This window comes from Sphingomonas sp. FARSPH (assembly GCF_003355005.1).
In the GTDB taxonomy this organism is placed as follows: Bacteria; Pseudomonadota; Alphaproteobacteria; order Sphingomonadales; family Sphingomonadaceae; genus Sphingomonas.
Window position 1 is genome coordinate 1,123,979 of record NZ_CP029985.1, and the last position, 24,206, is coordinate 1,148,184.

At 70.4% G+C, this 24,206-nt stretch carries 16 protein-coding genes; 7 read left to right on the plus strand and 9 right to left on the minus strand.

Features of this window, described 5'->3' with window-relative positions:
* Positions 1-3: 3 nt before the first annotated feature.
* The 3 genes from DM480_RS05465 to DM480_RS05480 form a co-directional block, all read right to left on the minus strand.
* Entirely contained in the window at positions 4-687 is a 684-nt protein-coding gene (locus DM480_RS05465) for a response regulator transcription factor (RefSeq protein WP_115377937.1), read from the minus strand.
* Position 688: 1 nt separating this feature from the next.
* Complete coding sequence (locus DM480_RS05470) at positions 689-3,385, minus strand: sensor histidine kinase (protein WP_115377938.1); 2,697 nt, start codon at positions 3,383-3,385, stop codon at positions 689-691.
* Positions 3,386-3,703: 318 nt separating this feature from the next.
* Complete coding sequence (locus DM480_RS05480) at positions 3,704-4,189, minus strand: Lrp/AsnC family transcriptional regulator (protein WP_115377940.1); 486 nt, start codon at positions 4,187-4,189, stop codon at positions 3,704-3,706.
* Positions 4,190-4,295: 106 nt separating this feature from the next.
* On the opposite strand from DM480_RS05480, the gene putA reads away from it, so the two are divergent.
* On the plus strand, positions 4,296-7,925 hold the full coding sequence (gene putA / locus DM480_RS05485; protein ID WP_115380878.1) for a trifunctional transcriptional regulator/proline dehydrogenase/L-glutamate gamma-semialdehyde dehydrogenase: 3,630 nt from the start codon (positions 4,296-4,298) through the stop codon (positions 7,923-7,925).
* A 147-nt stretch (positions 7,926-8,072) separates the two neighbouring features.
* On the opposite strand, the gene DM480_RS05490 is transcribed toward putA, so the two are convergent.
* Together DM480_RS05490 and DM480_RS05495 are read right to left on the minus strand one after the other, a co-directional pair.
* Entirely contained in the window at positions 8,073-8,702 is a 630-nt protein-coding gene (locus DM480_RS05490; protein WP_115377941.1) for a 4'-phosphopantetheinyl transferase superfamily protein, read from the minus strand.
* Positions 8,699-12,733, minus strand: coding sequence for a Pls/PosA family non-ribosomal peptide synthetase (locus DM480_RS05495; RefSeq protein ID WP_115377942.1), 4,035 nt, complete (start codon positions 12,731-12,733; stop codon positions 8,699-8,701). The genes DM480_RS05490 and DM480_RS05495 overlap by 4 nt, the downstream gene beginning before the upstream one ends.
* A gap of 489 nt (positions 12,734-13,222) precedes the next feature.
* Here DM480_RS05495 and DM480_RS05500 point away from each other — a divergent pair, with 489 nt between their 5' ends.
* The 5 genes from DM480_RS05500 (at position 13,223) to DM480_RS05520 (ending at position 19,718) form a co-directional block, all read left to right on the plus strand.
* Positions 13,223-14,491 carry a proline-rich domain-containing protein gene (locus tag DM480_RS05500; RefSeq protein ID WP_115377943.1) on the plus strand — a complete coding sequence of 423 codons (1,269 nt, stop codon included), beginning with the start codon at positions 13,223-13,225 and terminating at the stop codon, positions 14,489-14,491.
* Positions 14,492-14,595: 104 nt separating this feature from the next.
* Entirely contained in the window at positions 14,596-15,720 is a 1,125-nt protein-coding gene (locus DM480_RS05505; RefSeq protein ID WP_115377944.1) for a phosphotransferase family protein, read from the plus strand.
* On the plus strand, positions 15,717-16,718 hold the full coding sequence (locus DM480_RS05510) for a T3SS effector HopA1 family protein (RefSeq protein ID WP_115377945.1): 1,002 nt from the start codon (positions 15,717-15,719) through the stop codon (positions 16,716-16,718). The genes DM480_RS05505 and DM480_RS05510 overlap by 4 nt, the downstream gene beginning before the upstream one ends.
* Positions 16,715-18,031, plus strand: coding sequence for a lanthionine synthetase LanC family protein (locus DM480_RS05515; RefSeq protein ID WP_115377946.1), 1,317 nt, complete (start codon positions 16,715-16,717; stop codon positions 18,029-18,031). The genes DM480_RS05510 and DM480_RS05515 overlap by 4 nt, the downstream gene beginning before the upstream one ends.
* Positions 18,032-18,104: 73 nt before the next feature.
* Positions 18,105-19,718 carry a carboxylesterase/lipase family protein gene (locus DM480_RS05520; protein WP_115377947.1) on the plus strand — a complete coding sequence of 538 codons (1,614 nt, stop codon included), beginning with the start codon at positions 18,105-18,107 and terminating at the stop codon, positions 19,716-19,718.
* A 4-nt stretch (positions 19,719-19,722) separates the two neighbouring features.
* On the opposite strand, the gene DM480_RS05525 is transcribed toward DM480_RS05520, so the two are convergent.
* From DM480_RS05525 to DM480_RS05540, 4 genes are all read right to left on the minus strand, one after another.
* Positions 19,723-21,471, minus strand: coding sequence for a retroviral-like aspartic protease family protein (locus DM480_RS05525; protein ID WP_115377948.1), 1,749 nt, complete (start codon positions 21,469-21,471; stop codon positions 19,723-19,725).
* A 93-nt stretch (positions 21,472-21,564) separates the two neighbouring features.
* Positions 21,565-22,122 (minus strand): GNAT family N-acetyltransferase, encoded by a 558-nt coding sequence (locus DM480_RS05530; protein ID WP_115377949.1) that lies wholly within the window; start codon positions 22,120-22,122, stop codon positions 21,565-21,567.
* 128 nt (positions 22,123-22,250) lie between these two features.
* Positions 22,251-22,523: a CsbD family protein gene (locus DM480_RS05535; protein ID WP_115377950.1), complete on the minus strand. Its 273-nt coding sequence runs from the start codon at positions 22,521-22,523 to the stop codon at positions 22,251-22,253.
* 174 nt (positions 22,524-22,697) lie between these two features.
* Positions 22,698-23,045: a hypothetical protein gene (locus DM480_RS05540; RefSeq protein WP_125471474.1), complete on the minus strand. Its 348-nt coding sequence runs from the start codon at positions 23,043-23,045 to the stop codon at positions 22,698-22,700.
* A 218-nt stretch (positions 23,046-23,263) separates the two neighbouring features.
* Between DM480_RS05540 and DM480_RS18450 the strand changes: the two genes are divergently transcribed.
* Complete coding sequence (locus DM480_RS18450; protein ID WP_232834133.1) at positions 23,264-24,202, plus strand: cytochrome ubiquinol oxidase subunit II; 939 nt, start codon at positions 23,264-23,266, stop codon at positions 24,200-24,202.
* The last annotated feature ends 4 nt before the right edge of the window (positions 24,203-24,206 follow it).

The following is a 24,206-nucleotide window of genomic DNA, read 5'->3' on the forward strand; positions in this document are numbered from 1 at the left end:
TGCTCACTCGGCGCGCAGGCGATAACCGACGCCCAGTTCGTTGGCGATGACGCTACCCACCGGCTGCGGCGCCTCCAGCTTCTGGCGCAGGTTGCGCACGACGATGCGGAGGTATTCGATACGCGGGTCCTCATCGCCGCTCCAGGCGGCGGCGATGATCCGGTCGTGCGTGACAACCCGGCCGATATGCTGCGCGAGCTGCGCTAGGACGTCATATTCCTTGCGCGTCAGGTGCACCTCCTCCTCTGCGCGCATCACCAGACGGCGGTCGAGGTCGATCGTCAACGTCGCCGTCCGCACCACCTGCGGCGCCCGCCCCGCCCCGCCGCGGTGGCGCAGCGCGACGCGCAGGCGGGCGAGCAGCTCGTCGGTGTCGAACGGCTTGGTGACGTAATCGTCCGCGCCGAGGTCGAGCGCGGCGACCTTTTCCTCGGTCGCATCGCGCGCGGACACGACGAGCAGCACGCGCCCCTCCTTGCCGCGCAGCAAGGGCACGAGGCCGAGCCCGTCGCGGTCGGGCAGACCGAGGTCGAGCAACACCGCGTCCGGATGCTCCGCCGCGGCGACCGCCAGTGCGTCTCGCCCGTCACGCGCCTCGACGACGCGATACCCCGCCTGAGCGAGCGTATTGTGGAGCAGGCGGCGGATCGCGACCTCATCGTCGACGACCAGGACGGTGGCGGGCATGTCAGATATCCTCGAGGGGCACGTCGCGCACGATCAGCGGATGGGGAAAGACGAGCGCGAACGCCGCCCCCGTACCGTCCGTGCGGTTGCCCGCCTCGACGCCCATCCCCATCGCTTCCGCAAACGCCTTGACGATGGCAAGGCCAAGGCCGGTGCCGCCGATTGCGCGGTCGGACCCTTCCAGCCGGCGGAACGTCTCGAACACCTCCGCCTCGTGCCCCGGCGGCAGGCCGGGCCCATGATCGAGCACCGCCAGGCGCAGCACCCCGTAGCTGTGGCGCCCCTCGACGACGATCTCCGTCCCCGGATCGGCATAGCGCCCGGCATTGTCGAGCAGGTTGAGCAGGCAATGGTGGAGCAATTGCGGATCGGCGCGGACGAGCGGCAGGTCGGGCGGCACGTCGAGGCGGACGTTATGCCCCTCCAGCGCGCGGCGGGCGTCATGCGCCGCGCCCGTCACCGCATCGCCCAGGTCGATCGGCTCGACGCGCAGCTTGAGCGCGCCCGCTTCCACCCGCGCCATGTCGAGCAGATTGGCGACGAAGCGGTTGAGCCGCGCTGCCTCTCCCTCGATCGTCGCGACCAAAGCCGGCGCCTCGTCGCGCGCGACGCCCTGGCGAAGCTGTGCCGCGGCCGCCATTACCGCGGTCAGCGGCGTGCGCAGGTCGTGGCTGACCGACGAGAGCAGCGCCGCGCGCAGCCGGTCGCGCGTGCGCACCGCATCGACGTCCCTGATCTCCGCCTCCAGCCGCAGCCGCTCCAGCACCAGCGCGGCCTGGTCGATCAGGCCGGTGAGCAGCGGCAGCCGGTCCGCGCGCACCGGCTCACCGCCGCTGTCGCTGGCGAGGCCGAGCACGGCGAGCGTCCGCTCGCCCGCCTTGAGCGGCTGGAACAGCCATTCCGACGCCGCGAGCGTCGCCGATCCCTTGCCCGCGGGGGTGCCGGTGTCGAACGCCCAGTTCGCCGCGGCCATATCCATCGTCTCGAGGCGGTAGTCGGCGCTGGTCGCCGCCGCGACCGCGAGGCCACCGCCCCCCGGCGCCGGGGTCAGCAGCACGACCTGCACGTCGAACAACCGACGTATGTCGTCGCAGATGACGCGCCCCGCCTCCGCCGGGTCGTTGATGCCGCCGAGGCGATGGAGGAAACCCGCCAGCGTCGCATTGGCGCGCGCGCTGGCGGCGGCGAGGTCCGCTTGCGCCCTGACGCGTGCGGTCAGCTGGCTGGTCGCGATGGCGACGCCGAGCAGCACGAAGATCGAGACGACGTTTTCGGGATTGCTGACGCTGAGCGTGCCGACCGGGGGCAGGAAGAAGAAGTTGTAGGCGAGGCTGGAGGCGAGGCCGGCGAACAGGCCGGTGCGCAGGCCATAGAGGCTTGCCGCCGCCATGACCGGCAGCAGATAGAGGAGCGCGACGTTGCCGAGGTTGAGGACATGGAACAGCGCGCTCGCCAGCATCGTCACCAGCGCGACGCCGGCCAGCGTCACCGCGTAACCCGTCGGCGAGCCCCAGCTGCCGCGCGGTCGCACCATCCGCTCACGACGCGACGCATCGCCGGTGGCGGAGCCCTCGACCGGCAGGACATGGACGGTGACGCCCGGTGTCTCGCGCACCAGTTGGTCGACCACCGAACCGTGGCGCAATTCGAACCAGCGCGAACGTTTCGACTTGCCGACCACGAGCTGGGTCGCACGCGCATCCGCCAGGAAATCGCGGATACCCTCGACCACGGTCGGCGCGGGCACGGTCGCGACCGCCGCCCCCAATTGCGTCGCCAGCGTCATCGTCGCCGCCAGCCGGCGGTGCTGCGCCTCGCCGAATTGCGCGGTGCGCGGCGTATCGATGAACAGGGCGGTCCACGGCGCATGCAGCGCGTCGGCGGCGCGCTTCGCCGCGCGGACCAGCTCGTCAGCCCCCGGAAATTCGCTGACCGCGACGACAAGACGCTCGCCGCCCGCCCAGGTGCCGCCAACGCCCAGCGAGCGGACATGGTCGAGCATCTGCGCATCGACCGCCTGCGCCGCGCGGCGCAGCGCCAGTTCGCGCAACGCCGACAGGTTGGATTTCGAGAAGAAGTGCGACAGCGCGCGCGTCGCCTCCTGCGGCAGATAGACCTTGCCCGCCTTCAGCCGCTCGATCAGCTCGTCGGGCGGGATGTCGACGACTTCGATTTCGGCCGCCTCCAGGATACGGTCGGGCACCGTCTCGCGCACGCGGACGCGGGTGAAGCTGGCGACGACGTCGTTCAGGCTCTCGACGTGCTGGATGTTGACTGTCGTATAGACGTCGATGCCCGCCGCGAGCAGCTCCTCGACGTCCTGGTAGCGCTTGGGGTGCCGGCTGCCTGGCGCGTTGGTGTGCGCGAGTTCGTCCACCAGCGCGAGCCGGGGGCTGCGCGCGAGCACCGCGTCGATGTCCATTTCGTGCAGCGTGCGCCCTTCGTAGGCGACGGCACGGCGCGGCACGATCTCCTGCCCGCGCACCAGGGCCTCGGTTTCGACGCGCCCGTGCGTCTCGACCACCGCGACGACGACGTCGACGCCGTCGCGCCGCCGCGCCGTGCCTTCCGACAGCATCTCGAACGTCTTGCCGACGCCGGGGGCCGCGCCGAGGAAGATCTTCAGACGGCCACGCCCCTCCTGCGCGGCGGCGCGCAACAGGGCGTCGGGATCGGGGCGCGGATCGTCCCCCGCCATCAGTTTGCCCGCCGGTCTTGCACGAGCGCGCTGATCGCCCGCCCGATCAAGCTCGCGCCTATCGGACCGCCCGCGCCGCCGTAAGAGAGACGCCCCTGTGTCCGGGGCAAGATCGTCTGGCCGATACCGGTGATGGTCATCGCGACAGGATAGACCAGCCCGCGCGGGATCGCGACTGGCATCGTCATCCTGGTCGCGGGACCGAAGACGAAACGCGGTTCTCGACCACGACTCTTCTCGTCTGCCGCCTGCGAGAGGGACCGCCCTGGGTTCTGCCGGCCCGGCGACAGGATCGGTGAAAGGAAGACAACGGTGAGGTCACACGCCCGCGTCGCGGATCGTTTCCATCGCGACGAAGGTCGACGTGTTCGCGACGTGCGGCAAGGCCGAGATGCGCTCGCCCAGCACCTCGCGGTACCGCCGAATGTCCGCGGTGCGCACCTTGAGCAGATAGTCGAAGCTGCTCGCGATCATGTGGCATTCCTCGACCTCGGGAATCCGCAACACCGCGCGGCGGAACTCGTCGAGCGCCGCCTCGCGCGTGTCGGACAGCTTCACCTCGGTAAAGGCGATATGGTCGAGCCCGAGCCGCGCCGGATCGACGATCGCGCGAAAGCCCAGAATATAGCCCTGGTCGATCAGGCGCCGCATCCGCACCTGGCACGGCGTCTTCGACAGTCCCACCCGCTTCGCCAGTTCGGTGACGGAGATGCGCCCCTCCGCGCGCAACACATCGATGATCTTGCGGTCGAACACGTCGATCGGCGCGACACCGGCGGGTTTGGCAGGCGATTGATCCGTCATGAACCCTCAAATCGATGCTTTCGGCGCGATACTGGTCGAAATCCGGTCGGATCGCCAGACCGGAAAGGCTTATGGGCGGATGACCCCAGAGGATCGATCCCACGCCATGACGACGCCGCCCTTCGCCGATTTCGCGCCCCCCATCCGCCCGGCCACGCCGCTGCGCGATGCGCTCACCGCCGCCTATCGCCGGCCCGAGCCCGAATGCCTCGCGCCGCTGCTTGACCAGGCGACATTGCCCGACGCGGTCCGCACCGCCGCGGCGCAGACCGCAACCGGCCTCGTCACCGCGCTGCGTGCCAAGCACAAGGGCACCGGCGTCGAAGGGCTCGTCCAGGAATATGCGCTGTCCAGCCAGGAAGGCGTCGCGCTGATGTGCCTCGCCGAGGCGTTGCTGCGCATCCCCGACACCGCGACGCGCGACGCGCTGATCCGCGACAAGATCGCCGGCGGCGACTGGCGTGCCCACGTCGGCGACGGCCGCTCGCTGTTCGTCAATGCCGCGACCTGGGGCCTCGTCGTCACCGGCAAGCTCGCCGGCAGCGTCAACGACAGCGGCCTCGGCGCCGCGCTCACCCGGCTGATCGCGCGCGCGGGCGAGCCCGTCATCCGCCGCGGTGTCGACATGGCGATGCGCATGATGGGCGAGCAGTTCGTCACCGGCGAGACGATCGCGGAGGCGCTGAAGCGCGCCCGCCCGCTCGAGGCGCGCGGCTTCCGCTACAGCTACGACATGCTCGGCGAGGCGGCGACCACCGCGGCGGATGCGGAGCGTTATTATCGCGATTACGAGAATGCCGTGCGCGCGATCGGCGAGGCGGCGGCGGGCCGCGGCGTCTATGCCGGCCCTGGCATTTCCATCAAGCTGTCCGCGCTCCACCCGCGCTACGTCCGCGCGCAGGCGGACCGCGTGATGGGCGAATTGCTGCCGCGCGTGAAGGCGCTGGCACTGCTCGCGCGCCAGTACGACATCGGTTTCAATATCGACGCGGAGGAAGCCGACCGTCTCGAACTGTCGCTCGACCTGCTCGAAAGCCTCGCGACCGATCCCGACCTTGCACATTGGGACGGCCTCGGCTTCGTCGTCCAGGCCTATGGCAAGCGTTGCCCGTTCGTCATCGACTGGATCGTCGACCTCGCCCGCCGTTCGCACCGGCGGATCATGGTCCGCCTCGTCAAGGGCGCCTATTGGGACGCGGAGATCAAGCGCGCGCAGGTCGACGGCCTCGCCGACTTCCCCGTCTATACGCGCAAGATCCACACCGACGTCGCCTACATCGCCTGCGCGCGCAAATTGCTTGGCGCAAAGGACGCGGTCTTTCCCCAGTTCGCGACGCACAATGCGCAGACTCTCGCCACCATCTACGAGCTGGCGGGCACGGATTTCGCGGTCGGCGACTATGAGTTCCAGTGCCTGCACGGCATGGGCGAGCCGCTGTACGACGAGGTCGTCGGCCCGGAAAAGCTGAACCGGCCGTGCCGCATCTACGCGCCGGTCGGCACGCACGAGACGTTGCTGGCGTACCTCGTCCGCCGCCTGCTCGAAAACGGCGCCAACTCGTCGTTCGTCAACCGTATCGCAGACCCCGAAGTGCCGATCACCGATCTCGTCGCCGATCCGGTCGACGCGGTCCGCGCGATGGCGTCATCGGCCGTCGGGCCCGGCCAGAAGAACCCGCATATCGCCTTGCCCCGCGACCTGTACGGCGCGCGCGCCAATTCGGCGGGCCTCGACCTCAGCGACGAGCATATGCTGGCGATGCTCGCGCAGGCGATGGCCGCCGCCGGACCGTGGGAGGCGGGCGTCGAAGGTGCGCCGCGCGACGTGCTCAACCCCGCCGACCATCGCGACCGCGTCGGCGTGGTGCGCGAACTGTCGGTCGATCAGGCGCGCGATGCCGCGCATGTCGCCGCCGCCGCCGCGCCCGGCTGGGCCGCGACCGCACCGACGGCGCGTGCCGCGATCCTCGATCGCGCGGCCGATGCGATGCAGGCGAAGATGCCCGAGCTGCTCGCGCTGATCGTGCGCGAGGCGGGCAAGTCGCTGCCCAATGCCATCGCCGAGGTGCGCGAGGCGATCGATTTCCTGCGCTATTACGCCGAACAGGCGCGCACGACGCTCGCCGCCGCGCCCGCGCCGCTCGGCGTCGTCACCTGCATCAGCCCGTGGAACTTCCCACTCGCGATCTTCATCGGCCAGGTCGCCGCCGCGCTCGTCGCGGGCAATGCCGTGCTTGCCAAGCCGGCGGAGGAGACGCCGCTGATCGCCGCGCAGGGCATCGACCTGCTGCACCAGGCGGGCGTGCCGATCGACGTGCTGCACTTCGTTCCGGGCGACGGCGCGATCGGCGCGGCGCTGGTCGCGGCGCCGGAAACCGCGGCGGTGATGTTCACCGGATCGACCGAGGTCGCACGCCTGATCCAGAAGGAACTGGCCAAGCGCCTGTCGCCCGCCGGCGCGCCGATCCCGCTGATCGCGGAGACGGGCGGGCAGAATGCGATGATCGTCGATTCGAGCGCGCTCGCCGAACAGGTGGTGGCCGACGTCATCGCCTCCGCCTTCGACAGCGCGGGCCAGCGCTGCTCGGCGCTGCGCGTGCTGTGCCTGCAGGAAGAGGTCGCCGATCGCACGCTGGCGATGATCAAGGGCGCGCTGCACGAGCTGTCGATCGGCCGCACCGATGCGCTGAAGGTCGACATCGGCCCGGTCATCACCGCAGAGGCGAAGGCGAATATCGAGGCGCACGTCGATAAGATGCGCAAGAGCGGCCATCGCGTCGAGCAGCTGACGCTTGCCGGCGACACCGCCAACGGTACCTTCGTCGCGCCGACGATCGTCGAGCTGACCGACATCGGCGAGCTGGAGCGCGAGGTGTTCGGCCCCGTCCTCCACGTCGTCCGCTTCCGCCGCGCCGAACTCGACCGGCTGATCGACCGGATCAACGGCACCGGTTACGGCCTCACCTTCGGCCTGCACACGCGCCTCGACGAGACGATCGCGCACGTCACCAGCCGGGTGAAGGCGGGCAACCTCTACATCAACCGCAACGTCATCGGCGCGGTCGTCGGCGTGCAGCCGTTCGGCGGTCGCGGCCTGTCGGGCACGGGCCCTAAGGCGGGCGGCCCGCTCTACCTCGGCCGGCTGGTCGCGGGCACGCCGGTGCCGCCGCCGATCGCGTCGGACCATGCCGACGCCGCCGCGCGCGATCTCGCGGTCTGGCTGGAGGATCAGGGCGATACCGCCGGCGCGAACCGGGTACGAACGGCGATCGCGACGTCTTTGCTCGGCGCGCAGACCGAGCTCGCGGGCCCGGTCGGCGAAACCAACGTCTACGCGCTTCATCCGCGCGGCCGTGTGCTGCTGATGCCGCGGACGCGCGACGGGCTGGTCGAACAGCTCGGCGCGGCGCTCGCGGGCGGCAACGATCCGGTGATCGCCGCCCCGGCAGGGCTCGCGGCCTCGCTCGCCGGCCTGCCCGAAGGCGTCGCGCACCGGCTGCACTGGGCGGCCGACTGGCGGCGTGAGGGGCCCTATGCCGGCGCTTTGATCGAGGGCGACGCGGCGACGGTGGCGGACGCGCTGGCCGCGCTCGCGGACCTGCCCGGCCCGATCGTGCTGCCGCAGGCGTCGGGCAGCGGCTATCGCCTCGACTGGCTGGTCGAGGAGGTGTCGACCTCGATCAACACCACCGCCGCGGGCGGCAACGCCAGCCTGATGGTGCTGCCGACCAGCTGAGGCGGGGGCCAAGACCGCCTCACCCTCACCCTTCCGCAGGCTTCGCCGCTCCCTCCCTCTCCCGATGGGAGAGGGAAGGGGCCCGCCCGGCGCAGCCGGGTGGGAAGGGTGAGGGTGACGCCGTCCAAGACCGTTGCGTCGAACGGATCACCCCGCCAGCGCCACTGCCGCTACCGAATCCTCGAAAGAGGCAAACCACCCCCGGCTCGCGCCATCTGCCGACGACGCGGTAAAGCCAGCGCCGTCCAGCCGCGTCTCGATCGCCTCCGCTGCGATCCGCGATGCGATGCCCAGGCATTTGGCATGCGCTTCCTTGGCCACCCAGCGGGCGAGCGCCTCGTCGTCGCGCATCACCGCACGCTCCGCGGTGGTAAAGGCATCGCGCGGCGGCGGAGCGGCACCCGCGGGTTCGATGTCCACGCCGATCGGCCCGCGCGCCACCCCGATCAGTGCGTGGGGCCAGCGCCCGGCGACGCTGACGCGCCAGCCCGCGGGCGCAATGACGACCGGCGCGCCCGCGCTGCTGCGACCGAACGACACGCGGTCGGGATGCACGCCCGACAGCTGCGCGAGCAACGCCCGTGCCAGCCGCCGCCGCATCCCCCGCATCGTCGCATCCGGCCGGGTCGCCAGATCGGCAAGGTCCTCCGCCGACAGGGTCGCGCGGCCGGCATCGACCATTGTCTGCGGGTCGTCGAGCCGCACCCGCCATACTAGCGCGCCGTCGCCGCGCGGCACGCCCGCGAGCGCGCCCGTCGCCCATACGGGCGGCATCATCCGGTGCGGACGAGGCGGGCGGGCGAACCCTCCCACGACGTGCCTGGCGGCAGCGTCTCGCCCTTCATCACCACCGACAGGTCGCCGAGCTGCGCATCCGCGCCGATCTCCGCATCGTAGAGCACGATCGCGTACGAGCCGATCGTCGCGCGATCGCGCACGCTGACCCCGCTGACCTTCATCACGCGATCCTCGAACAGATGCGTCTGCAGCCCGGCGAAGTCGTTGAGCGCGACGTCGTCGCCGATGTCGACCAGATCCTGTTCGGTGACGTCGGTCGTATCGATGTAACAGCGCTTGCCGATCCGGCAGCCGAGCAGGCGCAGATAGGCGGGCAGCCACGGCGTACCGCGCAGCGGCTCGAGCAGGTTGGGCACCGCCAGATTCTCGTAGGTCGCGGTGACCAGTTCGGTCCGCCACACGAACGTGCTCCACAACGGCGCGGTCGTCTGGCGGTAACGGCCAACGACCAGCCATTTGAGCAGCACCACCGACAGCCCGCACGCCAGCGCGAACCCGACGTACAGGAACGGGAAGGTCAGCGGCACCAGCCACGGGCCGTTGCTGAGATCGTCGATCGTCCCCACCGCGGACAGCAACAGGCTGAAGAAGGCGAGGAACAGCGTCAGCGACAAGGTGACGCGGACATATTCGATTCCCAGTCGCGTCGCGACCAACCGGCGCCCCGGGTTGAACCGCGCGCCCTCGTCGAACAACCCCACCGTCTGGCGTACGGGCAGCGAGATCGGCGGCGACCCGAACCACGTGCCGTCGGGTTTCTCCGCGCCGCCGTCCGCGGGCGGTTTCGACAGCACGCCGATCAGCACGCCGTCGCCGACGCTCGCGCCCGTCGGCAGCAGCGCCGAATTGCCGATGAAGCTGCGCCGCCCGATTCGCGTATGCGCAAGGCGGATCGCGCCGGGCTCGACCCGCGCCGATCCGAACAGCACCGCATCGGCGATGAAGCTCTCCGCGCCGATGTCGACCAGGTCGGGGACGATCGCCGCCGCGGTCGAAATCTCGGCGCGCTTGCCCACCTTCACGCCCAGTGCGCGATACCAGGGGACAACGTAGAGCGTCGCATAGATCGGGTGGAGCAGCCGCAGCGCGAGGTCGTTGACCTGCTGCACGAACCAGAAGCGGACGTAGAACCAGCTGTGGATCGCATAGCGCCCCGGCCGCACCCGGCCGAGGAACAGCCGCTTCGCTGCGACCGTCAGCACGCACATCAGGATGACGTAGGTGATCGCCAACGCGGGCGCGAGCAGCAGATAGGTGTAGCCTTCGCTCCGCCAGTCGAGCTCGATCAGCGCGACGAGGCCGGGCGCGATCGGCAGGATCGCGACGAGCGGCAGCAGCAGCGCGCCAAAGGCGAGCGCCAGCCCGACCGCGAGCCGCCGCGCACCGCCGGCGGGCGGTGAGACCCGCGCATCCGCCGGGCCGTGCGGCGTCGCGGGCGATCCGCTCCAGCATTCGCCCGCCGGGATGGTGGTGCCGACCGGCAGCGCGGACAGATCCTCCAGCTGTGCGCCCGCACCGATCGTGCAGTCGCGCCCCACCACCGCCATCGATCCGACGAAGGCATTGTCGCCGATGTGCGCGGTGCCGAGGCGCAGCAGCCCGCGCTCAACCGACGATGTCGCCAGCATCGCATAGTCGCTGACGATCGCGCCCGCACCGATCGTCACCAGATCGGCGGCATCGATATTGCCGCGCCCGATGAACGCGTCTTGGCCCACCTTCGCGCCGAGCAGCCGGTAATAGGTGCGGATCATCGGCGTACCGGCCAGATACGGCGTCGCGATCACCTCCGAAAAGCGGCGGACGAACCACCAGCGCAGATAGTAACCGCCCCACAATGGATAGTCGCCCGCGCGGAACCGCCCGATCACCAGCCATTTGATCAGGATCGACGCGCACATAGCCAGCGGCGGGATGAATACGAAACTGATGCCGCTGAGCAGCAGCGCGGGCACGCGATCCACCTGATCGGCGAGCCGGGTATAGGCGATATAGGGGAAGAACCATTGCAGCCCCGCGACCGCGTAGATGGGCAGCAGCAGCAATGTCTGCGCGGCATAGCAGAGCCAGCGCCGCACATCCGATATCCGGTGGAACGGCTCCTCGACCCCCGCCTGCGCCAGCCCCGCGCTTTCCAGCCGCGCGGCGAGGTCGCGGATGTTCGGCGCGGCGTACAGGTCCTGGATCGACACGCCGGCAAGCCCCGGCGCCTTGCGGATCGCCGAGACGAGCCGTGCGGCCTTCAGCGAATGGCCGCCGAGGTCCTCGAACAGGTCGTCGGTCACCCCGACCTTCTGCGGCGCGAACGCCTCCGCCCAGATCGCCTGCAACGTTTGCTCCAGCGCCGTCTCGGGCGCCGCAGTTTCACGGCTTTCGTCCGCGACGACCACAGGGCGGATCAAGGCCTTGCGATCGACCTTGCCCGACGCGGGCAGCGTCGGCAGCACGTCGAGCCGCTGATAGGCCGCAGGCCGCATATAGGCGGGCAACCGGTCGCGCACGCGCGCGCGCACCGCATCCATGTCGATCGAAGCCTCGCCGCGCGCGACGAGGAAGGCGGCAAGGAATTCGGCCCCATCCTCGTCCTTGAACAGGTGGACGACCGCCTGCGCGACCGCGGGATCGTCGGCGATCACCGCCTCGATCTCGCCCAGCTCGACGCGGAAGCCGCGGATCTTCACCTGCGTGTCGATGCGGCCGATGAAATCGATGTCGCCGACCGCATCCAGCCGCACGAGGTCGCCGGAGCGATAGACGAGCGCGGGCTTGCCGTCGGTGCCGAGGAACGGCGTCGTCACGAACTTGTCGGCGGTGAGATCGGGCCGGTTGACGTAGCCCGCGCCGACACCTGGTCCGCCGATCACCAGCTCGCCCTCCGCCCCCGCATCGACCGGCCACAGCCGCTCGTCGACGATCCACGCGGTATAGCCGGGCAGCGGCCGGCCGATCGTGACGCGGCGGCCCGGCTGCACCTCCGTCCAGGTCGCGGTCACCGTGGTCTCGGTCGGGCCATAGGTGTTGAGGATGCGCAGGCCCGGCCGCGCCCAGCGGTCGACGAGGTCGGGCGGGCACGCCTCACCACCCAGGTTGAGCAAGCGGAGCGCCGGCATCGGCGTTTCGACCAGGGTGAGCAGCGACGGCACGACGTGCCAGATCGTCACGCCCTCGCGCGCCAGCACGTCGGCCATGTCGGGGCCCGCCTTGGCCAGCGCCTCGTCCGCGACGAGCAGTTCGGCGCCGACGAAGAACGCGCTCCACATCGTCTCCACCGACATGTCGAACGCCAGGCTGAACCCGCCGAACACCTTGTCGCCCTCGTCCAGCGCCAGGATCGCGCTTTCGGAGCGGACGAGGTGGCAGGCGTTGGCATGGGTGATCATCACCCCCTTCGGCCGCCCCGTCGTGCCGGAGGTGTAGATGATATAGGCAAGGTCGCCCGGCACGCTGCCCGTGTCCGCACGCGTCAGCGGCGTCGCGTCGAGCGCGGCAAGGTCGCCCAGCGCGCGATCGACCACCAGCGTCCGGCCCGGCATCGCGCCCGCACGTTCGCTGTCGGTGACGATCAGCACCGCGCCGCTGTCCTCGGCGATGAAATCGATACGGTCCTGCGGATAGGTCCAGTCGACCGGCACGTAGCAGGCGCCCGCCCACAGGGTGCCGAGGATCGCCATATACTGGTCCAGCCCGCGCGGCAGGCACAGCACGACGCGGTCGCCGCGCGCCACGCCCATCGCGCGCAGGTGCCGCGCGAACCGCACGGCGCGGTCGCGCAATTCGGTGTAGCTCAGCGCGGTGCGGCGCTCGCTTTCCGGGTCGTCGACGAGCATCCGTGCCGCGCGGTTGCGGCCGAATCGCGCCGCCGCGGCCTCGAACATCTCGTGCAGCAGTTCATCACGCGCGTACGGCTCTTCCTCGCGCAGCGCCGGCGTCGGGACGATCGGGGCGAACACGGTGGGCTGCTGGTCGGGGGCGGGAACGGCAAGGGACGCATCGTCAACCAGATTATTCATCGACACGCCTCGTCCCTCGAACCGGCCGCTCCTATCGTGCGACCCTGCCACATCCCTACAGAAACTATCCGGGTGCGGATCAAGCTCCCATTTAACGTGCCCGTCGGAAAATCGTCTGATCGCGACGCGCGATGCGAAGCGGCCGCCGATCGATTACTCCATAATCACCCTAAATCGTCGAATGCGTCCAGACTAGCACCAAAGTGAAGACGATTGATCGTCACCCGCGACGAGATTTCGTTGACGCGCTTTTCGGATAGGCGCAGATCGTCCGCAGTTCGCGTTTAGACGTATCGAACCTTAGATTCGGATGAAAATTCAGTCACTCAACTGAAACAGAGATCGGACCGCGGCGTCGATAGATATCGATGATGGCGACGCGGGCCGTGAGCGTAATCGTATAGTTTTCATGACTCCTACGCGTGCCATCATCGGCGCGCGTACGAACCTGCGCGCCCATGCGCAAAGTCTAACAAGGAGGATCACGGCATGAACGGCAATCCCGCAGCAGCCTTTCTTGGCGGCGGCATGTTCCAGAACCAGGGTAGCGGCGGCCAGAGCGGCCCGTTCGGCCCGACGGCTTATCTCGGCTGCCAGCCGCAGCCCGGTCCGTTTGGCCCGACCGGCTATTTCGGTTGCCAGCCGCAGCATGGCGGCCCGATCGGTCCGACCGCGTACCTCGGTTGCCCGCCGCATCATGGTCCTTATGGCCCGACCGCCTATCTCGGCTGTCAGCCGCAGCATGGCGGCCCGATCGGCCCGACCGCGTATCTCGGCTGCCCGCCGCATCATGGCCCGTTCGGCCCGACCGCCTATTTCGGCTGTCCGCCGCACCACGGCGGCCCGATCGGCCCGACCGCCTATCTGGGCTGTCCCCCGCCGATCGGCCCGACCGCGTATCTCGGCTGTCCTCCCCACGGCGGGCCTGTCGGTCCCACGGGCTATCTCGGCTGCCAGCCCAACCTGCCGCAGACGCCGGGCATGCCGCAGCAGGCGATGGCGGATTGCAAGCACGTCATGTGGACGGCGGGCTGCACCTTCGCCGGCGCCCAGCCGCAGGCGGCTGCCGCGAATTGCGGCGAGGTGCTGAAGACCTTCGTCTGCACGATCGGTCAGCAGGTGCAGGGTCCGGCGGCGAACGACTGCAAGCACGTGATGTGGACCGCCGGCTGCACCTTCGCAGGGGCGCAGCCGCAGGCCGCCGCACGTGCGGACTGCGGCGAGGTGCTCACCACCCTCGCCTGCACCCTGGTCAAGCCCGCCGGCGCAGAGGCGGACAATACGATGTGCGCGACGCTGTTCACGCTGACGCCGACCTGGTGCTCGCCGACGACCGGCAACAGCGCGAACGACTGCAAGCATGTCATGTGGACCGCAGGCTGCACCTTTGCCGGAGCGCAGGGTGCGACGGCGAACCGCGCCGACTGCGGCGAGGTATTGACGACGCTCGCCTGCACGCTGACCGCAGAGGCGCAGAACGTCGCCGCCGCGGATTGCAAGCATGTGCTGTGGACCGCAGGCTGTACCTTCGCCGCCGCCGAGGCGGGCGAACGCTGCGGCGACGTGCTGACGACGCTCGCCTGTACGCTGGTCGCGATGCCGGAAGAGGGCGCACAGAATACCGGCGCCGAAGCGAACGACTGCAAGCATGTGCTGTGGACCGCGGGCTGCACCTTCGCAGCCCAGCCGCAGCCGAGCACGCGCGACGACGACTGCAAGCACGTCATGTGGACGGCGGGCTGCACCTTCGCGAGCTGATCGCGAAGCCACCGACCGGAACGGCCGTCGTCGCTCACCCAGCGACGGCGGCCCGACCGTTATCGATACGACGACGATCCGTAGGCTGGGGGGCCGACACGCACGTGGAGACGATCTACCGCAATCTCGCGCGGTTCCTGATGCAGCGCGGCCTGCTGAGCCGGGCCGATCTGGTCGACGGCGGCCTGACCATGGCGATGGGGCGCAGCCGCAATCGCCACATCCTCATAAAGCGGCGCCATGGCGGCGGCCTGTTCGTCAAGCAGGCGCTGGAGACGGAGGCGATGACCGCGCAGACCGTCGCGCGCGAGGCTGAGGTCTACCGCGGCGCGTTCGCCGATGACCGGCTCGCCGCGCTACGCGATCTGCTCCCCGTCTTTCATCTCCACGATCCCGCACAGGGCATGCTGGTCACCGACATGGTCGCCGATGCCGAGACGCTGGCCTCCTGTCACAAGACGATGGGCGCCTGCCCGCCCGATCTCGCGCGCCGGATCGGCGCCGCGCTCGCCGGCTATCACGCGATCCGCTTCGCCGAGGGACGGCCGCAGGCGGCGCTGTTTCCGCAGGACCCGCCCTGGATCCTCAAGCTGCATCGCGAGCCCGATCTGTCGACGCTGCGGCGCAGTGCCGCCGCTTCCGCGCTGATCGACCTGCTGCTCGCGACGCCCGACCTCGGCGATCGGCTCGGCCGGCTGCGCGATGACTGGCGGCGCGACACGCTGATCCACACCGACATGCGCTGGGAAAACGTGCTGCTCGCGCCGCGCCGCGCGCCGCTGCCGGATCGCCGGCTGTATGTCGTCGACTGGGAACTGGCGGATATCGGCGATGCCGCCTGGGACCTCGCCGGCATGCTGCAATCCTATCTCAATCACTGGCTCGCCTCGATCCCGGCGACCGCGGGCAGCGACCCGGCGGCGCAGATGGCGGCGGCGCGCCACCCGCTCGACACCGTCCAGCCCGCGATCGGCGCACTGTGGGAGGGCTATCTCGCGACGACCGTTCTCGATCGCGACACGCCGGCCGCGTTTCTCGCCCGCACCGTCGCGATGATGGGCGCGCGCATGCTGGTCACAGCGTTCGAGATGAGCGCCTGGCGGACCGCGCTCGACGCGCAGATCGGGCTGATGGTGCAGGTCGCGCTCAACGTGCTTGCCCGGCCCGAGGATGCCGCGCGCGATCTGCTCGGCATTCATATCGCACCCCCGCTGGTCGCAGCGGCATGAGCGTGCTCGATCCGCTGCAAGCGCTCGTCGCGGCGCTCCGTCTCGATGCCGCCGGGGCGATCACGATCGCGGGCCGCCCCGTGGCGCAAGCGCGCGGCAACGACGAGGCCGCGCTGGCGCAGGCGCTGACGATGGCGGTCTATACCCACGCCTATACGCGCCCCTATCCGCCCCCGCCCGCGGACGCCGCCGCCGATGCCACCGGGCCGGGCGACCTCACCCCTGCGCTCGTCGCCGCGAACACCACGCGCGCCTATGGTGAACTCGGCTGGACCGTCTTCGCGAGCGCGCCGGGCGGCAGCGTCGTCGCGACCCGCCACGGTCGCACGCGCCGTTTCGCGCCGGGCCAGTATGTCGCGCTCGACGGCGCCGCGCCACCGCCGCCCGGCACCGCGCTCGCCGTCCAGCATGCGGCGGGATCGAAGACGCTGCAGCCGGGCTTCTATTACGCCTTCTCGCACGGGTTTCGCGACGCGAACGACCTCAGCCCGATCGTCCGGCTCTACTGGAACGTGCACGCCGCCGGCGGCGCCGTGTTCGTGGGAATCGTGACCGCGGTGCTCAATCGCTACGCCATCCCCTTCGATCTCAAGATCACCACCGCGCGCGGCGATTTCGCGCGGCGCGACAATGCCGTCCTCTATCTGGCGCAGGATGCGCTTGCCGTCGCGTGGCTCGCGCTGTCGGCGGCGATGCCCGCGCTCCGCCCGACGCTGAATGCCGACGTTCCGCTATTCGCGCTAAAGGTCGCGCCCGGCGTCGGCTTTGCCGAGGATCCCGGCAACGGCGAGAGTTTCGGCAGCGCGCGCTGCGCCCTGGTCGCCGCCGCCTTGCTCGGCGCGCGGCGCGGCGATCGGTTTGATCCCGACACCTTCGCCACCCGCTTTGCCCAAATCGCCGCCACCGCGGGGCTCGATCTCGACGCGCTCTGGCGCAACCCCGGTTCCAAGGAGGATTACCCATTCACGCGCCCGCCCCTCGCCACGACCGCCGCGTGACCGTCGCGCCCGTCTCCGGCCTGCCTTTCACCGGCCTGTCCGCAACCGACCTGCCCGCCGCCTGCCTCGCCGCGGCCACCGACATCGGCTATCGCCTCGCCCGCGATGCGATGTGGGACGGCATCCGCTGCAACTGGTTCGGCCCGGCGTTCGACGATTTCGGCGCGGGCCAGCAGCTCGGCTTCGGCACGCTCGGCCCGACGCTGTACGATGGCACCGCGGGGATCGCGCTGTTCCTCGCCGCCCTGCAACGCGACAGCCGCGATCCCGTCGTCGCGGGAACCGCCGCGGGCGCGATCGAACATGCGCTGTCGCGGGTCGAGGACGTGCCCGACGGCTTGCAGATCGGTCTGTACACCGGCTGGCTCGGTATCGGCTATGCCGCGATCCTCGCCGGGCGCGACCTGTGCCGCGCCGATATCGTCGCGCGCGGCGAAGCGCTCGTCACGCGGGCGATCGAGGCGGTCGACATCGCCGCCGCGCCGCTCGACGTCATGTCGGGGCATGCCGGCGCGATTCCTGCGCTGCTGCAACTCGGCACGCCACAGGGACGCGCCACGGCGATCGCCTGCGGCGATGCGCTGCTCGCCCGTGCGCACGACAGCGCGCGCGGCCTGTCGTGGGACACGACCGGCGATATGCGCGCGCTGGCGGAGACTGCGGGGCTGACCGACGACGTCGCACGCTGGTTCGACGAGGAGCGCCCGCACCTGACCGGCCATTCGCACGGTGCGGCGGGCATCGGCCTTGCGCTGTTCGAGCTGGCGCACGCGACGGGCGAGCGGCGCTTCGCCGACGCCGCAGCGCGCGCCTTCGCCTATGAAGACAGCTGGTTCACGCCGCAGCGCGGCTGGCCCGACCTACGCCATACCGACCATAGCGGCTGCGCGCCGTCCGCCTGGTGCCATGGCGCCGCCGGCATCGGCTTGACGCGGCTGCGCGCGTGGCAGCTGACCGGTGCGCCCGCCTATCGCGCCGCGGCGGTGGAGGCGATGCGCCTCGCCGCGCAGGTGGTGCTGTCGGCGCTGGCCGGCGTGCACAATTATTCGCTGTGCCACGGCGTCGCGGGGGATGCGGAGCTGTTCCTGCTCGCCGCGTCGCTGCTCGGCGATGGCGAGGCGGCGCAGCTGGCGGCGACGGTCGCGCTGCATGGCCTTTCGACCTATGCGCAATCGGGGGCACGCTGGCCGTGCGGCGTCGCCGGTGCGGGCGAATCGCCCAGCCTGATGCTCGGCATCGCGGGCACGGGTTATTTCTTCCTGCGCATGGCCGCGCCGCAGCGGACGCGCTCGGTCCTGCTCATAACGCCCTGATCTTCCCTCGTTGACACCCCGCGGCGCGCTGCGGATACCCGGCGCAATACTAAGCGACCAGGGGTGCGTGGGGATGACGATCAGGCGATGGATCGCGGCATGGGCGCTGCTGCTGCTCGACACGCCGGCCTTGGCGCAGCAGGCGCCGGTGGTGCGTGTCGAGGGCGGCCGGTTGCAGGGCGCGCGCGACGCGGGACCCGCCGGGCAGGAAGCGATCGCGGTCTTCCGCGGCGTGCCCTTTGCCGCCGCCCCGGTCGGCGATCTGCGCTGGCGCGCGCCTCGGCCCGCGCCATCGTGGTCCGGGATCCGTACAGCGACGCAATTCGGCGCGCGCTGCATGCAGCAGCCGCTGTTTTCCGACATGATGTTCCGCTCGCCCGGAATCAGCGAGGATTGCCTCTACCTCAACGTCTGGACCCCCGCCGCGCTCGACCGGCGTCCGGCCGCGGCGCTGCCGGTGCTCGTCTACATCTATGGCGGCGGGTTCGTCGCGGGGGATTCGTCGGAGAAGCGCTACGATGGCGCGGCGCTGGCGCGACGCGGCATCGTCGTCGTCACGCTCAACTATCGGCTCGGGGTGTTCGGCTGGCTCGCGCATCCCGCGCTCACCGCCGCGTCGCCCCGCCACGCCTCGGGCAATTACGGCCTGCTCGACCAGGCCGCCGCGCTCGCCTGGGTCCGCCGCAATGTCGCCGCGTTCGGCGGCGATCCGCGGCGCATCACGATCGGCGGCGAATCGGCGGGATCGATGTCGGTCAGCGCGCTGATGACCTCGCCGCTGTCGCGCGGGTCGATCGCGGGCGCGATCGGCGAAAGCGGCGCGGTGATGCACAGCCTCGCCCCCGTCCCGCGCGCGCAGGCGGAGGCGACGGGCGCGTCGTTCGTCGCGGGGCTGGGCATCACCGGATCGGATGCCGCAGCCGCCGCTGCGATGCGCGCGCTACCCGCCGATCGCCTGCTCGCCGCGCAGGGCGGCGCGCGCGATCTGATGCTGCGCCCCATCGTAGACGGCGACGCGCTGACCGAAACGCCGGAGGCGAGCTTCGCTGCGGGCCGCGCCGCGCGCGTGCCGCTGCTCGTCGGCACCAACACGCAGGAGGCGCCCGCCGCGGCGCTGCTCGGCAATGCCGCGCCGACAATGGCGGCCTATCGCGCCGCGCTCGCCGCCCGCTACGGCGCGCGCGCCGATGCGGTCTTCGCGCTCTATCCGGCGGCGCGCGACGCGGATGTCGTCGCCGCCGCGACCGCGCTGGCGAGCGACGCCTTCCTCGCGATGCCGACCTGGATGTGGTTCGATCTCAGCCGCCGCGGCGGCGCGCCCACCTACCTTTACCAATATGCCCGCGTCCGGCCGCGCGCGCTCGCCGACACGTCGGGCGCGCCACCCGCCTGGGGCGCGGTGCACAGCGCGGAGATCGAATATGCGTTCGGCAATCTCGACGTGAACCCGCTCTATGCCTGGACCGACGAAGACCGGCGCGTGTCGGCGACGATGAGCGGCTATTTCGCCGATTTCATCAAGACCGGCGATCCGGGCGGCCCCGGCCTGCCGGCGTGGCCGCGCGCCGCCGTCGATCCGGGCGCCATCATGCGCCAGGTGATCGACGTCGACACGCGCACCGTCCCGTTCGTCGAGCAACCGCGCTACGTTGCGGCGAGCCCGCTGCTGCTCGGGCCGCGCTGGTGACGGATCAGCCCAGGCCGTAACGCTTCGCGCGCTCGGCAAGGCGCTTGTCGAGCGCGAGCGCGGCGGCCCGGTCGCGATCCGCCGCCGCGGTATCGCCCTGGCGCCGTTCGGCGAGCGATCGCACATACAGTGCCCAGCCGCGCTTCGGGTCAATCGCCAGCGCCGCGGTCAGGTCCGTGATCGCCGCGGCATCGTCGCCGCGCCGGAAATCGAGCAGCCCGCGCGTGTCGAGAAAGGCGGCATTGCCCTTCACCGCCCGCACCGCCGCGTCGCAATCGCCGCGCGCCTTGTCGAGGTCCTTGTTCGCGAGTGCACGCGCCCAGCATCGCCCGTTCTGCGCGATGCCTCGCTTGCTGTCGTCACGGTGCGTCGCCAGCCAGATATCGTACTGGCCGATCGCCGCGTCGAAGGCATCTGCCCCGGCATAAAGCTGCGCAAGGTGCAGCCGCTCCATATCCTCACGCGGCAACCGGTCGCCCAGCACATCGAGGTCGAGGATCGCACCCGCCGGATTGCCCGCGCGCAGCCGCACCTCGGCGCGCAGCATCCGCGCGCGCGTGTCGGCCGGATCGAGCGTCAGCACCGTGTCGAGGTCGTCCATCGCCAGCACCGGCCGCCGCTCGGCGAGATAGGCGAGCGCGCGCTGCAACGGATAGCGCGGGTCCTTCGGCGCCAGCGTCATCGCATGCGTGAATGCGTCGATCGCGCCCGGCAGGTCGCGCTGCGTCTGCATCATCGCGCCGCGCCGGCTGTAGCCGTCGGCATCGGTCGGCGTCGCCGCCTCCGCCGCGCCGCCCTGCGCGACGACGTTGGTGGTCGCATCGACATGCGCGCCCGTGCCGAACAACCGTCCGCCGGTGTAGGTGAAATACAACCGATGCTGCGCGTTCGACACGTACACGCGGTGCGACACGAAATAGTCGGCGCCGAGCAGCATGTCGGTGTCGAGCGGCCCCAGATCGGCGATGCGCAGCCGCACGTTGTGCAGTTCCTCGTCGCCGATCTTGAGCAGCGCGAACCGGCCGATCCACCCTTGCACGACATGGCTGCCCAGCCCGGTTTCCCACCCCGCCCGCTCGACACCCGGATCGCCGGGGTGCACGCCGGCGCGCGCCGCCGCACGCAGCGTCACGACGGTTTCGGCGGCACCGGTGTCGAACGTCGCGCGCAGCTTCGCGCCGTCCAGTTCGACCGTGCCGACCGTGTGGTTGTGCGCCGCCTCCTTCGTCTCGATCGGCAGCGTGAAGAACGGCTTGCCCGCCGTCCAATAGGCAAGCGCGGTCTTACTACAGCCCTTCGGCCGGAACAGTCGCACCATGCCGTCGGGCAGGTCGTATTCGACGTCCGCCAGCCCCAGCACGTTCTGACCAAGCAGGCCGGTCTGGCCGATGTCGCTGCCGCTCACGACGAATTCGACATTGGGTATGTCGACGCCCGCCAGGCCGAAATGGCGGACGGTGGCGACGTTCGCGTCGCTGCTGCCGCCGATGCCGTTGATGCGCAGGCCCGGATAGGGGCGCTGCGGCAGGTCCAGCGTCTTGGCGACAGGCGGCGAGATGTTGCTGAAAAAGGCGCCGCTATCGAGGATGAAGGGCGCGGGCCTGCCGTTGATCGTCGTCTGCACGACCGGGCGCAGCCCCTGCATCGTCACCGCCAACTCGGCGATCTTGCCGATCCCGCAGGTTTCCGCCGCGGCCGGGGCCGCCGCGATCATCACCGCCGCGCCTGCCAGCAAGATGCCCGTCCGCTTCATCGTCAGCCCCCGTCCCCGCGCCGATTGCCCCGCCGTCCGCGATGGGCCCGGCTGCGCGCTGCGGCAGCGTATCGCGCCAAGCTGACAGTCGCCTTACGCCGCGGGGAATTTTTCCGCCGCGCCCGCCGCCACCGCGGCTTCCGCCCGGCGCAGCGCGTCCGACACCCGCGCGCGCAGCGCCGCACGATCGGTCGCGGAAAGGTCGAAGCGCAGCTCGTGCATCTCCATCCCGGATCGATACCCCTCCGGCCACACCGCGGTCCGTTCGAACCCGCAGGCCAGGAAGAAGGGCGCGATCATCGGCGATGTGTCGACGGTGACGTAGCGCGTCGGCGGATCGCCATGCTCGGCGACGTGCAGCAACCGCGCGAACAGCAGGAGCCGGCCCAGCCCCGCGCCGTGATACCTACGGTCCGCCATGCCCCAATACAGCAAGGCCTTGTTGTAATGGTCCCATATTTCGTAGCCGCCGAACGCCGCGACGCGGCCGTCGACCGTCACGACGAACGCCGGCCCGTCCGGTTCATCCAGCGTCTCCGCAAGCCAGCCACGGTCGCCGGCGCCAAAAAAGGTATCGGCATTGCCGTCGAAAATCGCGAGCACCGCGTCGCGATCGCCTGGTTCATACGGCCTCAGATCGACCCGGCCCATCCCGCCTCCTGCCTAACCGCCGCATCCCGGCCATCGCTGCATAGGCGTGCGCGACGGATACGAAAACGGCCTGCGCGGCCACCCCATCGGGTGGACCGCACAGGCCGCCGTCCCGAAGGACGCGCCGCTTACTTGCCGCGCAGCGTGTTGATCAGCGCGATGCCGAGCACGCCGCCCAGCGCCGCCGCCGCGAACGGCCGCTCACGCGCGAACTGGCGGACGTAATCGATCGCGGGACGCACCGCGTCCTTCGCCTCGCCATAGGCCTTTTGCGCGGTGCCGCTCAGCTGGTCGGCCTTGCCCTCTGCCTTCAGCGAGTTGTCGCCCAGCGCGTCGCCCAGGCCATCCTTGATCTTGCCGCCGATGTTGGTGGCGGAACCGGTCAGCGTATCGGTGTTCATCGATCGTCTCCCTTGTTGAAGTCGGCGTTGACGGCGCTGCCGCCAGCCATCCGATCCATCGTGGCGCGCCGCATGCGCGCCCGGGGATCGGCAGTATGAACGTTCCACCTTGCGTCCTGCTCCCTCTACCGCGTCATTATTGTGCAACGCGGCGCGAGATGGGACGCATACCGGTTACGGCGCGGTGACGACGTCCGCGACCACGCCGCATCCGGCCGCCGCCTTGGCGACCTCGATCGGCACCTTCGGGTCCTTCACCTGCCCCGCCACGCGTACGAAGTCGCTCACGGTCAGGCGGCCCGGCGTCGTGTCGCCCTCGCGCGTCGCCCGTGCGGCGCGCCCCAGCTGCTGCAGCTGGCCGATCGACAGATTGGCCTCCAGCCGGTCGCCGACGCACTGCGACTGCGCGGGCGCGAAGCCATATCCCTCCAGCGCACCCGCGATACGCGCCGACGGGTTGACGCACCCGCCCACGCCCGCGAGCATCGCCGTTGCGGCCATCGCCGCGATCATCTTTCGCATCAACGCATCCTCTTCCACCCTGTTGTCAGCGGATAGGGAAACCCGTCACGCGGCGCGAATGTTCTGGTATTTATGCACCCCCGGCTACCATCGACCGCGGATCGGAACGCGCCCGACACGATTGTACGATCCGGTTGCGTCCGATCGGTCCGCCGGACGTTGTGCGCGATGCGCGGGCATGGGTCGTGCGGTACGCCGGGGGTGAGAGAGGGGGACCGATGCACGACGACCATCTCGCCCCACCGCGCGTTCGGCCGCGCATGCGTCATCGGCTTGGCATGCGCTTCCGGCCGCTGTTCGCGCTCGCTATACTGTCGGCGCTGTCGGGGTGCGCGGCGCTGGACCACGGCATCCTCAACGCACAAGGCCCGGTGGCCGCCGACGAACGGCATCTGCTACTGGTCGTGTCGGGCATCCTGCTGTTCGTCTGGGTGCCGGTCGTTCTCCTCGTCCCCGCCTTCGCCTGGCATTATCGCCGGTCAAACACCCGCGACGCCTACCGCCCCGACTGGGGCTTCTCGTGGGTGCTGGAAGGCTTCATCTGGATACCGCCGGTCGCGATCGTCGTGCTGCTGGCGTTCCTGGCATGGCCGGCGACGGTGCGCGACGATCCCTATGCGCGCCTGCCCGGACGCGGTCCACCCGTCCGCATCCAGGCGATCGCGCTCGATTGGAAATGGGTGTTCGTCTATCCCGACCAGGGGATCGCGACGGTCAACCAGCTGGCGGTGCCCGCGGGTCGTCCGGTCGCGGTCGAACTGACCAGCGGCACGGTGATGCAGTCGCTGCTGCTGCCGCAACTCGCCGGCCAGGTCTATGCAATGGGCGGCATGCGCACGCATCTGCACTTCGCGGCCGATCGGCCGGGGCGCTATCTGGGCGAGAATGTGCAATTCAATGGCGACCGGTTCGCGCAGCAACGGTTCGCGATACTGGCGCTGACCGCCGATGATTATGCCGCATGGCTTTCGCGCGCACGATCGCGCCGCCGGCCGCTCGACGCCGCCGCCTGGGCCGCGCTGTCGCGCCGCGGCACGAGCGACGTCGACGTGTTCTCGGCGGTTCCGCGCGGCTTCTTCGACCATATCGTCGCGACGACCGGCGGCGGCGCGCAGCCCCACCACGCCGCCCACCCCGCCCTCCGAAAGGCGTCCTGACCCC

Coding starts and splice junctions, on each gene's coding strand:
- DM480_RS05465 (WP_115377937.1), bottom strand. CDS start 687: ATGCCCGCCACCGTCCTGGTCGTCGACGATGAGGTCGCGATCCGCCGC.
- DM480_RS05470 (WP_115377938.1), bottom strand. CDS start 3,385: ATGGCGGGGGACGATCCGCGCCCCGATCCCGACGCCCTGTTGCGCGCC.
- DM480_RS05480 (WP_115377940.1), bottom strand. CDS start 4,189: ATGACGGATCAATCGCCTGCCAAACCCGCCGGTGTCGCGCCGATCGAC.
- putA (WP_115380878.1), top strand. CDS start 4,296: ATGACGACGCCGCCCTTCGCCGATTTCGCGCCCCCCATCCGCCCGGCC.
- DM480_RS05490 (WP_115377941.1), bottom strand. CDS start 8,702: ATGATGCCGCCCGTATGGGCGACGGGCGCGCTCGCGGGCGTGCCGCGC.
- DM480_RS05495 (WP_115377942.1), bottom strand. CDS start 12,733: ATGAATAATCTGGTTGACGATGCGTCCCTTGCCGTTCCCGCCCCCGAC.
- DM480_RS05500 (WP_115377943.1), top strand. CDS start 13,223: ATGAACGGCAATCCCGCAGCAGCCTTTCTTGGCGGCGGCATGTTCCAG.
- DM480_RS05510 (WP_115377945.1), top strand. CDS start 15,717: ATGAGCGTGCTCGATCCGCTGCAAGCGCTCGTCGCGGCGCTCCGTCTC.
- DM480_RS05520 (WP_115377947.1), top strand. CDS start 18,105: ATGACGATCAGGCGATGGATCGCGGCATGGGCGCTGCTGCTGCTCGAC.
- DM480_RS05525 (WP_115377948.1), bottom strand. CDS start 21,471: ATGAAGCGGACGGGCATCTTGCTGGCAGGCGCGGCGGTGATGATCGCG.
- DM480_RS05530 (WP_115377949.1), bottom strand. CDS start 22,122: ATGGGCCGGGTCGATCTGAGGCCGTATGAACCAGGCGATCGCGACGCG.
- DM480_RS05535 (WP_115377950.1), bottom strand. CDS start 22,523: ATGAACACCGATACGCTGACCGGTTCCGCCACCAACATCGGCGGCAAG.
- DM480_RS05540 (WP_125471474.1), bottom strand. CDS start 23,045: ATGCGAAAGATGATCGCGGCGATGGCCGCAACGGCGATGCTCGCGGGC.
- DM480_RS18450 (WP_232834133.1), top strand. CDS start 23,264: ATGCACGACGACCATCTCGCCCCACCGCGCGTTCGGCCGCGCATGCGT.